Below are 15313 nucleotides of genomic sequence, written 5' to 3' on the forward strand. Positions count from 1 at the left end.
GTAAGCACCGCATAAGGAGAAACGGCGATGGAAGTCATCAACCATACGGTGATCAACCTGATCATTTTCGTGCTGGCGATCTACGTCGGCTATCACGTGGTCTGGAACGTCACGCCCGCGCTGCATACGCCGCTGATGGCGGTGACCAACGCGATCTCGGCGATTGTGATTGTCGGCGCGATGCTCGCGGCGGGGCTGACGGTCGGCCCGGGCAAGCTGTTCGGCACGATCGCGGTTGCGCTGGCGGCGGTCAACGTGTTCGGCGGCTTTCTCGTGACCCGGCGCATGCTCGAGATGTTCAAGAAGAAGGAGCCGAAGAAGCTCGCCGCGCCGGCGAAGGAGGGCGCGCAATGAGCATGAACGTCGTTACGCTGCTGTACCTGGTCGCGTCGGTGTGCTTTATCCAGGCGTTGAAGGGGCTGTCGAACCCGAAAAGCGCACGCGCGGGCAACGTGTTCGGCATGGTCGGGATGGCGATCGCGATCGTCACGACCATCGCGCTGATCGTCAAGCAGGCCGCGCTGCTCGGCTCGGACTTGCCGCTTGGCCTCGGACTGCTGTTCGGTGGACTGGTGGTGGGCGGCGCGATCGGCGCGTTTATCGCCGCGCGCGTCGAGATGACGAAGATGCCGGAACTGGTCGCGGCGATGCACTCGCTGATCGGTCTCGCGGCCGTGTGCATCGCGTACGCGGTGGTATCGGAGCCGTCCGCGTTCGGCCTGACCGCTGAAGATGCGCCGTATCCGGACTTCCTGCCATACGGCAACCGCATCGAGCTCTTTATCGGCACGTTCGTCGGCGCGATCACGTTCTCCGGTTCGGTGATCGCGTTCGGCAAACTGTCAGGCAAGTACAGGTTCCGGCTGTTCCAGGGCGCGCCGGTGGTCTACGCGGGCCAGCACACGATCAACCTGCTGCTCGCGCTCGCGATGATCGGCTTCGGCATCATCTTCTTCCTGACGCAGTCGTGGCTGCCGTTCATCATCATGACGCTGATTGCGTTCGTGCTCGGCGTGCTGATCATCATCCCGATCGGCGGCGCGGATATGCCGGTGGTCGTGTCGATGCTGAACTCGTACTCGGGCTGGGCCGCCGCGGGCATCGGCTTCTCGCTGAACAACGCGATGCTGATCATCGCTGGCTCGCTGGTCGGTTCGTCCGGTGCGATTCTGTCGTACATCATGTGCCGCGCGATGAACCGGTCGTTCTTCAACGTGCTGCTCGGCGGCTTCGGCGCGGAGCCCGGCGCGGCGGCTGCGGGCGGCGCGCAGGAGCAGCGCCCCGTGAAGTCCGGCTCGGCCGAAGACGCGTCGTTCATGCTCGGCAATGCGGAGACGGTGGTGATCGTGCCGGGCTACGGACTCGCGGTTGCGCGTGCGCAGCATGCGTTGAAGGAACTCACCGACAAGCTGGTCGAGAAGGGCATCGACGTGCGCTATGCGATTCACCCGGTCGCGGGCCGCATGCCGGGCCACATGAACGTGCTGCTCGCGGAAGCGGAAGTACCGTACGACCTCGTCTTCGAGATGGACGACATCAACAACGAGTTCGGCCAGACCGATGTCGTGCTGGTGCTCGGCGCGAACGACGTGGTCAATCCGGCGGCGAAAAACGATCCGAAGTCGCCGATCGCGGGGATGCCGATCATCGAGGCGTACAAGGCGCGCACGGTGATCGTCAACAAGCGCTCGATGGCGGCGGGTTACGCAGGGCTCGACAACGATCTCTTCTACATGGACAAGACGATGATGGTCTTTGGCGATGCGAAGAAGGTGATCGAGGATATGGTGAAGTCAGTCGAATGAGCGTGAAGCGCGACGCCCGCACCATGGCGCGGGCGTGCGCGTTTGCTCGTCATCGTGTCAGGACGCCGGCTTCTGCTTGACGCTGCCGGCGACCAGATCGAAGCGGAACAGCCGGCATTCGAGTGCGCCGTTGTAGAGCGGCGTCTTCGCCGATTCCCGCAGACGCAACTGGCCCGGCAGCTTGCGGTCGGACGTCAGGATAAACGCACGCCAGCCGGTGAAGCGCTGCTTGAGCGCGTCGCCGAGCGACTGGAAGAACTCGCTATCGGGCGTGTCGGCGTGCGTGCGCCGGAAGCCTTCGTCGCGCTCGTCGCGGCCGGTCGCGCGCATCTCGCCGCGCGGGCCGCGGCCGCGTACTTCAATACGCTCGCCATACGGCGGATTCGCAACCAGAATGCCGGGCTTGTCAGTAGGCGGCGTCATCCCGCGCGCATCGACCTGCTTGAGCGGCAGCGCTGAAAATCCGGCGCGTTCGAAATTCGCACGCGCTTTGTCGAGCATATCCCCGGAAATATCGCTGCCGAAGATCTGCAGGTCCGCGGTGCGGCTGGCTCGAGCAGCGCGCTTCGCGTCTTGCGCCGCGACCTTCAGCGTTTGCCATGCGCTGATGTCGTATTGCTTGAGCCGCTCGAAGCCGAAACGCCGTTCGACGCCCGGCGCGACGTTCAGCGCGACCTGTGCCGCTTCGGCGAGAAACGTTCCGCTGCCACACATCGGGTCGTATAGCGGCGTGCCGGGCGTCCAGCCGGTCAGCCGCAGAATGCCTGCTGCCAGATTCTCGCGCAGCGGCGCCGCCCCTTTGTCGAGGCGCCAGCCACGCTTGAACAGCGGTTCGCCGGAAGTGTCGAGATAGAGCGTGCAGTCGGTCGCGGTCAGAAACGCGAACACGCGCACGTCGGGTGCGCCGGTGTCGATGCTGGGCCGCGCGCCACTCACATCGCGCAGGCGATCGCAGATTGCATCCTTCACACGCAGCGTCGCGAATTCGAGGCTGCGCAGCGGCGATTTGATCGCGGTGACGTCGACGCGCAGCGTTTCATTGGCGGAAAACCACTGCTCCCAGCGCTGCTCGAGCGCGAGTGCGTAGACGTCCTGCTCGTTGCGGTACGGACGCTGCGCGATCTTCAGCATCACGCGGCTGGCAATCCGCGAATGCAGATTTGCCGCCATGCCGGCTGCCCAGCCGCCGTGGAAATGCACGCCGCCGGGCACCTGATCGCCCGCCGTGAATGGCGCGCCATTCAGATGCCGTGTGGCGATTTCAGCGAGTTCAGCGGCAAGCGCGGCTTCGAGACCACGGGGGCAGGGGACGAAAAAGTCGAAAGACATGGGGCGGGGCCGCAGGGCGTTGGACGCGTTCAGCGTGGTGGGTCAGGCTTGGAATAAGCCGCCATTGTACGCGGTCGTGGCTGGGGCTCCCTCCGGGCGCCTCGGCCGTTTCGCATGAACCGCGATGGATGAGCGCCGCGCGGGACGGCGTGTCGGCGGCGCATCGATCGCCGCGCACTCGCCGTGCCGCGTCGTCGCGATCGTATTAGCTACCGGCGCCCGTCTTGGGCGCAACAGGTATCACGGGCAGCGCGGCTTTGGAAGCCGCCGGACAGGTGAGCGCGGCGCCGCGCGCCGGGCTCGCGGCGAGCGTGCGCACTGCGTCGGAGATCCCGGTCGAAATCTGCTGAACCGCGCGCTGGTGCCCGGCTGCCAGTGCATCGAAACCGTCGCCCACTGGCACGTTCGCGATGCTGCGGCAGGTCAGCAGCGCGTCCGTGCGCACCGAGCGCACGCTCCATACCGCGTCGATCAGCGCATGCGAGTCAGGCCACGATTCGAAACGCTGCACGTTGACCTTCACGCGATAAACCGGCACGCGGTCCGGGTACGGCGTACCGAACACGTCGATTGTGCCGAGTTGCCGCGTTAGCGAGTTCGACAGCGCGCGGCGGATTTCGTCGCCCGGCAGCGAGGCCCAGCGTTCCTGCTCGAGCACGCGCACCTGCGTGTCGCCGGTTTGCACGACAAACTGGTTTTTCGCGACTTGCGGCGGCACGTCGACCGGCGCGACTTCGATCAGAAACGCCGGATTCGCGACGGCGGCGGCGCTTGCCGCCGACGTCTCGCCGGTGCTCAGCGTATAAAACCGGCTCGCCGGCGACGAGCACGCGGCCAGCGCCAGCGCGAGCGCGCACAACGCACCGGCCGCAGCCGTTTTGCCGGATGCCGTCAGCGCGCCGCGCGGCGCACGCAACGAACGGGTGAGCCACGCGAACGTCATGGTTTATCTCCTTGTTTTCCGCGCACGAGCGATTCGGGATGGCGCTCGAGATAGTCGGCCAGCGCGTTCAGCGACTGCAGCGTGCGGGTCAGCTCCTGCAGCGCCTGATGGATATCGGACTGCATCGGCGAATCCTGCTGCAGCGTCGCCTGCGCCGAGCCGAACGTTTGCTTCGCCGCGGTGAGCGTGTCGCGTGCCTGCGGCAGCACCTCGGTGTCGAGTTGCGAGAACAGCTTGTCGGCGTGCGTGAGCGCGGTGTTCAGATTCATGCCGATCTGGTCGAACGGCACCTTGTCGAGCTTCTTCGCGATATCCGCGATCTGCAGCTGCAGTTCGTCGAGCGTGTTCGGGATCGTCGGCAGCTCGAGCGGCTCGTGCGCCATGTCGACATTCACCTTGCCCGCGTTCGGGAACATGTCGAGCGCGATATACAACTGGCCGGTGATCAGATTGCCGGTGCGCAACTGGCCGCGCAGACCATGCTGGACGAGCGCCTGCAGCAGCTCGTTGCTCGACTTCGTGCCGGGTGCCGGCAACGCTTCGCGGGTGCGTCTGCGCAAGCGGTCCGGATACAGGTTCATCGTCACCGGCATCGTGAAGTTGCGCGCCTTCGGATCGTATTCGACGCCGATGCTCGTCACCTGGCCGAGCACAATGCCGCGGAAGTCCACCTGCGCGCCGACCGACAGTCCGCGCAGCGACTGGTTGAAGTTCATCACGACGCGCACCGGTTCGCCGTCCGGCTCACGCATTGCATCGGTCTGGTCGTCGGCAAGGCGGAACGTCATGTTGTTCGGCGCCTGCACGCCGACCGCCTGGCCAGGCGGCGACTGGAACGCAAGACCGCCGACAATCACGGTCGCGAGCGACTGCGTATTGAGCTTGAAACCGCTCGAATCGAGCCGCAGGTCGACGCCGCTCGCATGCCACCAGCGCGAGTTGCTGCCGACGTATTGATCGAACGGCGCGCTGACGAACACCTGCACCGTCACGCCGGTGCCGTCCTTGTCAAGCGAAAAGCCGGTGACCTGGCCGACCTGCACGCGCCGGTAAAACACCGGCGAGCCGATATCGATCGAGCCGAGCGATTCGCCACGCAATGTGAACTGTCGCCCCTTCTGGTCGGAGGTGACCGCCGGCGGCGTTTCGAGGCCGACGAATTCGGTTTGGGTTTCGGTCGATCGCCCGCCGTCGACGCCGATATACGAACCCGATAGCAGCGTACTCAGACCGGTCACGCCGCTCGCGCCGATACGCGGCCGTACGACCCAGAAACGGCTGTCTTTCACCGCAAAGTCTTCGGCTTCCTTCGACAACTGCACATACACCAGCACGCGCGAATGGTTGTTCGCGAGCTTGATGGTCTTCACGAAGCCAATGTCGACGTCCTTGTACTTCACCTTCGTCTTGCCTGGCTCGAGCCCTTCCGCGCTGGTGAAGCTGATCGTGATGGTCGGGCCGCGCTCGTAGATCGACTGAACCACCAGTGCGACGCCGATTAGCGCGGCGATCAGCGGAATCACCCACACGAGCGACGGCAGCCAGCGGCGGCGCGCGTCGATTTCGGGCTCGGGTACGTCCGGTCCGGGCGGATCGTGGCGCGGCGCATCGGGCGTCGGGTCTTGTGGACGATTCATGGGTGCGGGTCCTGGGAAGGAGAGGTGGTGCTATCCGTGTTGGGTGCGGGTTCCCGGCGACGTGGCGGCGGACCGGTGTCGATGTTGTCCCAGATCAGCCGTGGGTCGAATTGCATCGAGGCGAGCATCGTCAGAATGACGACCGAGCCGAACGCGAGTGCGCCGGGGCCCGCGGTAATTTCGGCAAGCGACTTGAAGCGGACCAGCGCGACGGTCATCGTGACGACGAAAATATCGAGCATCGACCAGCGGCCGATCCGCTCGACGATCCGGTAGAGGGCGGTGCGCTCGTGCGGCCGCCAGCGCGAGCGGCGCTGCGCGGTGATCGTTAGCAGCGCGAGCACGGTGAGCTTCATCATCGGCACGAGAATGCTCGCGACGAACACGATGACTGCGAGCGGCCAGTCGCCGGACGTCCAGAAGTAGACGACGCCGCTCATGATCGTGTCGTTCTCGGTGCCGACCAGCGATGTCGTGTGCAGCACAGGCAGCAGGTTCGCTGGGATGTACAGCACCGCGGCGGCGATCAGCAGCGCCCACGTGCGCATCAGGCTGTCCGGATTGCGCCGGTGCATCGCGGCGCCGCAGCGTTCGCAGCGCTGCGGCGCGCCGTTTGGTTGCGCGCGCACGCGTCGCTGCACGCGTGCGCATGCATGACAAGCGATCAAACCGGCGCGCGAGGCCGTCAGGTATTTCATCGGACGGTCATCCCTGACGCGGCGCGGTGCCGCTCGCCGGCGGTTGCGTGGTGCTTTGCGTACGGCGCCGGGTTTGACGTGTCCTGTGCTTTGTCAGCGTATCGGCGATGTCCCACAGCGTGCGCGGCTCGAAGGTGACGACGACCGCGAACATCAGTGTCAGCGCGCCGAAAGCAAACAGCGCGGCTTCCGGGATCACGCGCGCAAGGCTGGTCATTTTGACGATCGTGACCAGTACGCCGAGCATGAATACTTCGATCATGCCCCACGGCCGGACGAACTGGATCGCGCGCATCACCTGATGGAACGCGGGCGGCACGAAGCCCGCCCGCACCGACAGCAGCACGTACAGCAATGCGACAAGTTCGATCAGAGGAAAGAGCATCGTCGAGCAGAACACCATCACGGCCACGATCTGCATGTCTTCGGACCACAGCACCTGGAGCGCGCCAAAAAGGCTTGTTTGCGACGTGATGCCGTTGGTGTTCAGTTCGAGAATCGGAAACCCTTGCGCGATCAGGAAAGTGATCAGTGCGGCAACTGTCATCGCGCAGATCGGATCGAGCCTTCCGGATGTGCTGCCGTATAGCACCGCCTTGCAGCGCGGACAACGCGCGAGGCGCCGGCGGCCCAGGCGCGGCTTCTGAAACAGCGCATCGCAGTCGTGGCAGGCAATCAGGCGGTCTTGTTCCATGCAGGCAAGAAGCAAAACGTTAGAAGAAGCGGATTCGGCGATCAATCGTCGTCGCGCATGGAGTCGGGCTGCTTACGCGCGCGGCGGCCAACGGTGAGGCTGGTGATAACAGCAGACGGAAAAATCCTGGCGACATAGTATCAAACGCGCATTTCCGTCACCGGATAGGGTGCCGTCGTCACGATGTACCTGCTTTCCCGCGTTGCTGGCCGATTGGCATGCTCGACGAATGTTCGCTGGCGTTGAGCTCGAGCGGGACCAGCAAGATCCGGACCGCTGCGTCCGCATTTACTCCGACGGCTTGCGTCGATGGGCGGCGGGTGGAGTAGCATGGCGTCGATGGTTCAGGCCGCACGCGATGCGACGTGCATCGACGGGAATAACGCAAGCGGCCGCGCCGTTTAACACACACAATCGCGATTCCCTGCACGGGAGGCCTGTGATGGCGCATCTCTCGTCGTTTGCCGCGCGTGATGCAGGTCTGCGCTATACGCGCACGGCCATCGCTTTTCACTGGCTGGTCGCGTTGCTGATCATCTGCGGTTTTTTGCTCGGCTGGGTGATGACCAACATCCCCGGCTTTACGCCGACCAAGCTCCGTTACTTTTCGTGGCATAAATGGATCGGCGTCACGGTGTTCGCGCTGGTCGTGCTGCGCATCCCGTGGCGCGCCACTCACGCCGCGCCGCCGCTGCCTGCAGGCATGTCCGGCTGGCAGCGTGCGGCCGCTCAGTACACGCACCTCGCGTTATACGTGCTGATGGTGTTGATTCCGGTGTCCGGCTATCTGTATAGCCTCGCGGCCAACGTGCCGGTCGTCTATCTCGGGTTGGTGCCGCTGCCGCGGCTGATTGCCCCGGACCCGGTGCTCAAGGTCGTGCTGAAGAACGTGCATATCGCGCTTAACTACACGCTGCTCGTGCTGTTCGTGCTGCATGTCGCCGCGGCGCTCAAGCATCAATGGGTTGATCGCGACGGACTGCTGTCGAGGATGATTCCGTTCATCAAATAAGGATAACCATGAAAGCTTGTGCGCAACGGTTAGGGCTTCAGGTATCGACCGCGAGGGTTATCGTCGCCGCTTTGGCGCTCGCGCTATCGGCCACCGATGCGTTCGCGCAGATCGACGCCGCGCATAGCACGATCACCGCGACCTCGAAGCAGATGAACGTGCCTGTCGAAGGCAAGTTCACGCGGTTTTCCGCGCAGCTCGCGTTCGACGCCGCGAAGCCGGCGGCAGGCAGCGCGCAGGTCAATGTCGACATGACGAGCTACGACCTCGGCGACGATACCTATAACGAAGAGGTGCGCGGCAAGGACTGGTTCGATGCGAAAACCTACCCGAACGCGACCTTTGTTTCGAGCGCGATCGCACCGGCCGGTACGGACATGTTCAACGTGACCGGCAAGCTGACGATCAAAGGCAAGTCGCAGACGGTGGTGGTGCCGGTGACGGTGGCCACGCAAGGTGCCGCGCATACGTTCGACGGGTCGCTGACGATCAAACGCTCGCAGTTCGACGTCGGCCTCGGCGAATGGAAAGACACGTCGGTGGTCGCCGACGATGTCGTGATCCGGTTTCATCTGGTAGGGGCGGGAAAGTAGCGCAGGCGGTCAGCACCGGTGCGTAACGGCGCACCGTATCAACCATAAAGGAGAACAAGGTGAGGAAGACACTTCTGGCCGCCGCGGCGGCGCTCGCGGCATTCGTTTCGATTGACGCAACGGCCGCTTCCGATACATATCAGCTCGATCCGAACCACACGTTTCCGAGCTTTGAGACCGATCACATGGGTGGCCTGTCGGTATGGCGAGGCAAATTCACGAAGTCGTCGGGTACCGTGACCGTCGATCGCGCGGCAAAGACAGGCACCGTCGATGTAACGATCGATACGTCGTCGGTGCAAACCGGCAACCCGAAGCTCGATGAACATGTGCGCTCGGACGATATGCTCGATGTCGCGAAGTATCCGACGGCCGTCTACAAAGGCACGCAGATTCGCTTCGACGGAGACAGGCCAGTCGAAGTGATCGGCGACCTGACGCTGCACGGCGTGACGAAACCGCTGAACCTGCAGGTCGTTTCGTTCAAGTGCATGCAGCACCCGATGCTCAAGCGCGAAGTGTGCGGCGTCGACGCAACCGCGAAGTTCGATCGCTCGGACTATGGGATCAATATCGGACAGAAGCAGGGGTTCAATATGGGGACCGTGCTGCATATCCAGGCGGAGGGGATCAAGCAGTAGCGCGGTGCGTTATCCATCATGGTGCAATTGTCTTGCACAGCGGCTGACTCGTCACCGTGTGCGTTCCGTCGCGTGCGCGAGCTATAGCCAGGTGCGCATCGGATTTCCTGGATCAACATTCCGCAGTGCGCGGTTGCGCTGGTATTCGACCTCCTGAATGGCTTTCACGATGCAGTGAACTCGGGCGCGAGGGTCATGTCGACCTGCGCGTCCGAACTGCGACTTTCAATGTTGCTGCATCGCACCATCGCCTGCACACCCGATGTCGAAACGATTCCAATGCGCGGTTATTGGTGATTGGCTTCGAGGATTTCGTTGACAGCAAACATGGATTTGCGGAGTTCATCTTCTATATTGAAATCGATCCGAATAACTGGATTTATCGATTGACACCGGTTATTTAACGATTCGCGCGATTTAATCTGATGCGGAGCAGCGATGAACGTCTCAAATGATGTTTCCAACGCTTCTGGCAGTAACCAGAATGCTTCGCTGCGGGCGACAGCAAATGGGTCGAAAAAATCACGAGGCAGCGATGACGGATCGACTTTCAACCAGTCCGACGCACTGTCGTTTTCTACATTCAGACGTGGCGAGGTCGATCCGCGCACGGGCACATTTAATTACCGGATTCCGATCGCCAGATTGACAGGAAACCGGAAACTCGGACCGTCGATTGAGCTGTATCTGAGTTATAACCATTTCTCGAACAGCGATGAAGGTTTTGGAGGAGGGTGGTCGCTGGGATTAAGCAGGTTCACATACAACAATTCACGCAGGCAGGTGATTTTGCGCGATGACCGGATCGTCAACCTTAAATACGATGATGCCACATCGACTTTTTCGGTCGATACGGTGGATATCAAGGATTTCATTTTCAGGAAAATTGATAATCCGCAGCGTGATTACCAGATCGTCTACAAGGATGGCATAACAGAAACGCTGACCACGGTTGGTATCGAGCGTTATGTGACCACCATCGCGCATGAAAACGGCTATACGTTGTCGCTGACCTATGAAAGCGCGGGCGATGCGGCACGGCTGACCCGGATAGTCGACGAATCGAACACGAGCCTTCTGGATATCACCTACACCGACGGCACTGATGCGTCCGGCAAGGCGACGCGAGACTGCGTGGTCGAACTGTTCAAGGGCGATACCACTGTTGCGAGCAAGATGACGTTCAAGGTCAGTGATGACGGCGTGTCGGGATTGACCTTGCGATCGTGCGAAGCGAATCTGGACGACGCCAACACCGTCAAGATTTTTGAATTCAATTATATCCCAGCGGACTCCGCTGTGGGATTTCGGGTCATTTCTCAGGTAACCAGTGATTTTGCCGGACCTGCTACTGAAACGATCCGGTACGGACCACAACTGAAAATACCGACGGGTGCGCCATGGACTTCGATTCCGGCAGTGACCTACTACACCTTCTCGATGACGTCGGCCGGCACCGGAGCGACCAAGGTCGAGACGCATGAATTCACTTACGGACTATACACGGAGGAAGGAGCGCAATGGGATTTCAGTAATTTTCTAGGATATGAAAAACAGGACGATCAGGATGTGCCCTGGGATGCTACTGCAATTGACAACATTTATAACCGTGGGGCGGCCTACCAGTACACGAGTTGGGAAAAAATTCTGGTGGATGGAGTCGAATTGTCGACGGTAAAGCGGACGTACGACAAATTCCACAGATTGGAGGCGGAGGCACTCGTTATTCCCGATGTGGGGCCGGCCGTCAGTCGACGTGAATACAGGACATACACGTATGCCGGTAGTACTTCCGATGCGTATGCGTCACTGCCGGCGCAGTACCGGTTGCCAGTGCAGATAGAAGCCGAATTTGCTGAAACAACCCAGATTAAAGACAAGGATCCGCAGCCAGACAGTCGCGTCACGACGCGCACGATGTCTTATGACGAGTTCGGCAATGTGTTGCAAACCATAGAAGCCGGCGGATTCACGATCGACTATGAATATTATCCGGCGGCAGGTGAACCGGATAACTGTCCGGCCGACCCGAATGGTTTCGTTCGCTACCCGAAAACGGTAACCCGATACAAGGTGGACCCGACCTCCGATTCGAGCATGACGACCTGCACCTACGTATCCACACAAAGCAAGAGAATTGTCGATCCAGCCGGGGATAAAGCGATCAACTACACGGTGATCCAGGCGCAGAAGGAAACCCGGAAAATAGCCGGCGCGGATAGCAGTGGTTACCGCATGACGAAATATGAGTACTTCACCGATGCAATGGATGCCGCCAGTCTCGGGCGCGTGAAATCGACGACGCTGTTGCTCAGCAGCGAATCGGGCCTGAAGACCAGCTACACCTACGCACTCTCCGCGGATAACAGCCAACTGACGATCGGCACGACGCAGACCGGTGTGGACGACACCACGCTCACCGAATCCAGGACCATTTCGTGTCTGACCGGCGCGCCGCTCGAACTGACGGATAACCTTGGCATCAGGAGCAGCCTCGTGTACGACGTGCTGGGACGCGTGACGTCATACACGCGTGCACAGGACAGCGAGTACAAGCGCACGGTGACATACAGCTATGCGGTGGATGCGACCACGAAGCTGCATACCACGACAACCACCGAGCCGGCGGTTAACGTGGTGAAGACCACGATGGACGCACTCGGCAACATTGTGAAGGAAGAGACGGGCGACAAGATTTCGCGCACCTGGGAATACAACACGCAAGGCTGGCTGGTCGCCGCACACGAGTTCGATTACGACGTGCCTGCGGCCGGCGGAACACCCACCGCGACGCTCGATCTGGTCGATACATTCAGCTACGACGCGTTCGGCAATCTGGTGCGCGCGGTGTACCACGACAACCACGAGAAGGTGAGGCATTTCAACATCGGCAGCGCAAAGCTTACCGAGGGCATCAACGTACCCGTGAGGCAAGCGGCGACCGACGTCGTCAAGGTGTACGACAGTACCGTCACCGAGCACGATCCACAGACGATGTTGCCGCTGAAGATCAGGGAATTCGATGTCGACAGCAGAACGCTCAGGACCGAGACGACACTGGCCTACGATGCGTTCTCTCGCATCGAAAGCGCCAAGGTGGTCGACAGCGCGACGAGCGCCCAGTCGTACGTCAAGATGGAATACGACTTCTTCGACCGGCTCAGCAAGTCGGTGGAATACGACGGCGACACCGCCGGACGCACAAAGGAACTCCGCTACTGGGCCTACGGGCTCGACGCGAGCAGAATCACCGACCTGCGGGTCGATAGCGTGTCGGTTGCGACGCAGGCCTATGACGGTGTCGGGCGTCTGACCGAGGTCAACCGCAACCCCGCGCAGACAACGCAGAACCTCACGAAATACGAATACGACACGGGGTATGTGACGCCAAGGAAAATCACCACGCCGCGTGGCATCGAGATCGCTTATAGCTGGCGCCCTGAACTGGGCGGTGTGCCGACGTTCATCATTCCGCCTGTAGGCGAGGGCGGTTCGTTCGAATACCAGTATGACAGCGATCTCGTCAAGCTGACCGCTCAGCTCTATACGTCGGACACCATTACCCAGCAAAGAGATCTGTCGTACGACCAGAACGCGCTGCTCATTTCCGAGAGCTACACGCTGACGCCGGCCGAAGGCATTGCGGGCAATTACGCAAACGCCTTTTCGCGCACGGTGCTGGGAAGGCTCAAATCGGTGAGCCGCACGGTGACCAGCAAGACCGTCACCTATCCGCGAGGCGAGGTGCAATACACCTACGATCTGGCCGGGCGGGTGGACGGCATATCGTTTCTCAGCAGTGGCGCCGTGGGGCTCACGCTGGCAATTTCCTATAGCGGTGGCGAGCTCGCGAATCAGGTGGACTACACATTTACCCGGCCCGACGCGACCACGCAGACTGTCAGGCTGACGCTATCGTATGACTGCAAGATGCGGGTGACGAACAAGGAATACGCGTGGAAAGGCGCCGATGGCACGTATGCAACATGTGCAAGCAGTGCTGCAAGCTATAACGGTCTGGACCGTATCGTCGAGCAGCGCTTTGGCGGGGCGGCCGAGACGACTGCGATCCAGCATGAGCGCGACTATCTGGGCCGCCTGATCAGATCGACGCTGGCGGACACGACGACGGTCTATCCAAAGGACCCGGCCGGCAATGACGTGAGCGAATACACATTCGGCTACGACCAGTACGACAACATCGTGGCGTCCGGCAGCAAGGCGAGGGAATCAGGAGCGACGACCGGCGTGGTCTGGTCGTATGAGGGTGGCAAGAACGTATTCGAACTGAAGCAGCAGACGATCGGCGCTTCCAGCGTGGTCAGTTTCGAATATGACGCATCGGGCAATGTGACGGGCATCACCGGGCCTGGCGGCACCGTCGTCACGTGCCTGTACGACTGCTATGAGAAGCTGCGTGAACGGCAAGTGAGCAAGCCGGGCCAACCCTTGACGAGCGCAATCATAGCCGCCAATAGTCAGGGGACAATCGGATCGGAGAGGAAAACTAACACCGACGCGGAAACGACTACCACCAGTCAGCCTACCGCGTTCGGCTACCGCGATGGCGTGCTCGACGCATCGTTGCGCAAGCAGGCCGATGGCGACACCAACGTGCAACTGGCGAGCTATCTGCGCGGCGCGGGAGGTGTCGATGCGATCGGCTGTGCGAACGGCAATCCGACCGATGGGTTCACGAAGACGCAGTCGATGCTGTTCAGCGACAGCTTCGGCAGTGTGTATGGCAATGCGGATCCGGCGACTGGCGCAAGTTCGGCAATCACGCCGGCGATTTACAGTCCGTACGGCTATCAGAGCTTGCAGGGCGCGGACCCGTCGTACGATCCGATCGGTTTCAAGGGCGAGCGTTTCGATCAGCTGACCGGCCTGTACCACCTCGGTGATGGCGTGCGGGCTTATGACAGCGCGGGGATGCGCTTCCTGCAGTACGATCCGCTCAGCCCTTTTGACAGGGGCGGCCTGAACCCATACGGCTTCTGCGGTGGTGACCCCATCACATTCTCCGACCCTACTGGACATGCCAGAGCGTTGCCGTGGTCGATTGCCCCGGCGATGGCCGCAGTCGGCTTTTTCACCGGGATCGCCGGGCTCGCCATGGGTGTGTTCGGGCTGATCGGTGGCGGCATAACGGCGCTGGCTGCGTTGTCGTTCGCAGGGGGCGCCATAGGGGCTGCCGGCGGCTCAACGGGCCTTGCGGCCACTCTAGTTGGGAATTCCGCGCTTGCTGCCGATCTGACGTTGGCTAGCACTGTCCTCGGCGGTGTCGGTCTGGCGATTGATCTTGTACCGTTTTCGATGCAAATCCTCGGTTTCTGGATCGGGCCGAGGATCGTCGAGCGTTTTTCCACAGCAAGGGTGCTAAGCGTCAACAGCGATTTCGTGCCATTTTCAGGCACAGACGCTGCATTCGCGTCCAGGCGCGCGCAAGTTCATGGCGGGGATGCGATTCAGTTTGCGCTACCGACGATGGTGCACGGCAAGGTCGGCAAATTGAAGATGCCGCAACCAACGGGAAATTTCATCGACGGCATTGCGCAACACTCCGCTGAATGGACGGATATACAAACTGCGGCGGCACGCTTGACCGACTTTTATACGACGCAGATCGACGATCCTAACGGCTCGATTTTCCTCGTTGCCTGTGGCGGCACGATCAGCGGCGCGAAGAGAAACGCACAAGCGCTAGCCGACTTCACCGGACGGACAGTCATTGCATTTCCATCCAGTTTTGTAGGGGAGTACTCAGACCTTGCCACCAACCTTGCGGAGACTGCCGCATGGGGCGAGGTCAAGGCGTTCGGGTGGCCCTGGTTTCCGAAGGCGATGACGTTTACTCCCGCGGCCGGAGCAGGCACCTGACACATTGCATCGGGCGGTCGGCCGGGAGTGTGCAGTGAGGCAGCCGAATGATCGACGCCGCGAACCTCACGGCGTCCCGCG

12 protein-coding genes are annotated in these 15313 nt (G+C 61.5%); 6 read left to right on the top strand and 6 right to left on the bottom strand.

Going from position 1 to position 15313, the window contains the following annotated elements:
• Window positions 1–27 precede the first annotated feature (27 nt).
• On the top strand, window positions 28–354 hold the full coding sequence (locus BX592_RS14060) for an NAD(P) transhydrogenase subunit alpha part 2 (RefSeq protein WP_134192394.1): 327 nt from the start codon (window positions 28–30) through the stop codon (window positions 352–354).
• Complete coding sequence (locus BX592_RS14065; RefSeq protein WP_134192395.1) at window positions 351–1805, top strand: NAD(P)(+) transhydrogenase (Re/Si-specific) subunit beta; 1455 nt, start codon at window positions 351–353, stop codon at window positions 1803–1805. Before BX592_RS14060 ends, BX592_RS14065 begins: the two co-directional genes overlap by 4 nt.
• Before the next feature lie 57 nt (window positions 1806–1862).
• Here the strand turns inward: BX592_RS14065 and BX592_RS14070 are convergent, their stop codons facing one another.
• The 5 genes from BX592_RS14070 to BX592_RS14090 form a co-directional block, all read right to left on the bottom strand.
• Window positions 1863–3134, bottom strand: a complete 1272-nt coding sequence (locus BX592_RS14070; RefSeq protein ID WP_134192396.1) for a THUMP domain-containing class I SAM-dependent RNA methyltransferase — start codon at window positions 3132–3134, stop codon at window positions 1863–1865.
• Window positions 3135–3339: 205 nt separating this feature from the next.
• Complete coding sequence (locus tag BX592_RS14075) at window positions 3340–4077, bottom strand: PqiC family protein (RefSeq protein ID WP_134192397.1); 738 nt, start codon at window positions 4075–4077, stop codon at window positions 3340–3342.
• Window positions 4074–5714: a PqiB family protein gene (locus tag BX592_RS14080; RefSeq protein WP_134192398.1), complete on the bottom strand. Its 1641-nt coding sequence runs from the start codon at window positions 5712–5714 to the stop codon at window positions 4074–4076. Before BX592_RS14080 ends, BX592_RS14075 begins: the two co-directional genes overlap by 4 nt.
• Window positions 5711–6412 carry a paraquat-inducible protein A gene (locus BX592_RS14085; protein ID WP_134192399.1) on the bottom strand — a complete coding sequence of 234 codons (702 nt, stop codon included), beginning with the start codon at window positions 6410–6412 and terminating at the stop codon, window positions 5711–5713. The genes BX592_RS14080 and BX592_RS14085 overlap by 4 nt, the downstream gene beginning before the upstream one ends.
• 7 nt (window positions 6413–6419) lie before the next feature.
• Entirely contained in the window at window positions 6420–7106 is a 687-nt protein-coding gene (locus BX592_RS14090) for a paraquat-inducible protein A (protein WP_134192400.1), read from the bottom strand.
• A gap of 442 nt (window positions 7107–7548) precedes the next feature.
• Here BX592_RS14090 and BX592_RS14095 point away from each other — a divergent pair, with 442 nt between their 5' ends.
• The 3 genes from BX592_RS14095 to BX592_RS14105 are packed head-to-tail and all read left to right on the top strand — an operon-like array spanning window position 7549 to window position 9352.
• Entirely contained in the window at window positions 7549–8118 is a 570-nt protein-coding gene (locus BX592_RS14095) for a cytochrome b (RefSeq protein ID WP_134192401.1), read from the top strand.
• A gap of 8 nt (window positions 8119–8126) precedes the next feature.
• Window positions 8127–8711, top strand: a complete 585-nt coding sequence (locus BX592_RS14100; protein WP_134192402.1) for a YceI family protein — start codon at window positions 8127–8129, stop codon at window positions 8709–8711.
• 59 nt (window positions 8712–8770) lie between these two features.
• Window positions 8771–9352: a YceI family protein gene (locus tag BX592_RS14105; RefSeq protein WP_134192403.1), complete on the top strand. Its 582-nt coding sequence runs from the start codon at window positions 8771–8773 to the stop codon at window positions 9350–9352.
• Window positions 9353–9639: 287 nt separating this feature from the next.
• Here BX592_RS14105 and BX592_RS33790 read toward each other — a convergent pair whose 3' ends face one another.
• Entirely contained in the window at window positions 9640–9963 is a 324-nt protein-coding gene (locus BX592_RS33790) for a hypothetical protein (protein ID WP_166676357.1), read from the bottom strand.
• A 172-nt stretch (window positions 9964–10135) separates the two neighbouring features.
• On the opposite strand from BX592_RS33790, the gene BX592_RS34160 reads away from it, so the two are divergent.
• Window positions 10136–15232, top strand: a complete 5097-nt coding sequence (locus BX592_RS34160; RefSeq protein WP_208327902.1) for an RHS repeat-associated core domain-containing protein — start codon at window positions 10136–10138, stop codon at window positions 15230–15232.
• Window positions 15233–15313 lie beyond the last annotated feature (81 nt).

The organism is Paraburkholderia rhizosphaerae (assembly GCF_004366595.1).
GTDB lineage: Bacteria > Pseudomonadota > Gammaproteobacteria > Burkholderiales > Burkholderiaceae > Paraburkholderia > Paraburkholderia rhizosphaerae.

Bases quoted from the DNA above. Each gene is read 5' to 3' on its own strand.
- BX592_RS14075 (WP_134192397.1), bottom strand. From the start codon at position 4,077: ATGACGTTCGCGTGGCTCACCCGTTCGTTGCGTGCGCCGCGCGGCGCG.
- BX592_RS14100 (WP_134192402.1), top strand. From the start codon at position 8,127: ATGAAAGCTTGTGCGCAACGGTTAGGGCTTCAGGTATCGACCGCGAGG.
- BX592_RS14085 (WP_134192399.1), bottom strand. From the start codon at position 6,412: ATGAAATACCTGACGGCCTCGCGCGCCGGTTTGATCGCTTGTCATGCA.
- BX592_RS14090 (WP_134192400.1), bottom strand. From the start codon at position 7,106: ATGGAACAAGACCGCCTGATTGCCTGCCACGACTGCGATGCGCTGTTT.
- BX592_RS14060 (WP_134192394.1), top strand. From the start codon at position 28: ATGGAAGTCATCAACCATACGGTGATCAACCTGATCATTTTCGTGCTG.
- BX592_RS14065 (WP_134192395.1), top strand. From the start codon at position 351: ATGAGCATGAACGTCGTTACGCTGCTGTACCTGGTCGCGTCGGTGTGC.
- BX592_RS14070 (WP_134192396.1), bottom strand. From the start codon at position 3,134: ATGTCTTTCGACTTTTTCGTCCCCTGCCCCCGTGGTCTCGAAGCCGCG.
- BX592_RS14080 (WP_134192398.1), bottom strand. From the start codon at position 5,714: ATGAATCGTCCACAAGACCCGACGCCCGATGCGCCGCGCCACGATCCG.
- BX592_RS14095 (WP_134192401.1), top strand. From the start codon at position 7,549: ATGGCGCATCTCTCGTCGTTTGCCGCGCGTGATGCAGGTCTGCGCTAT.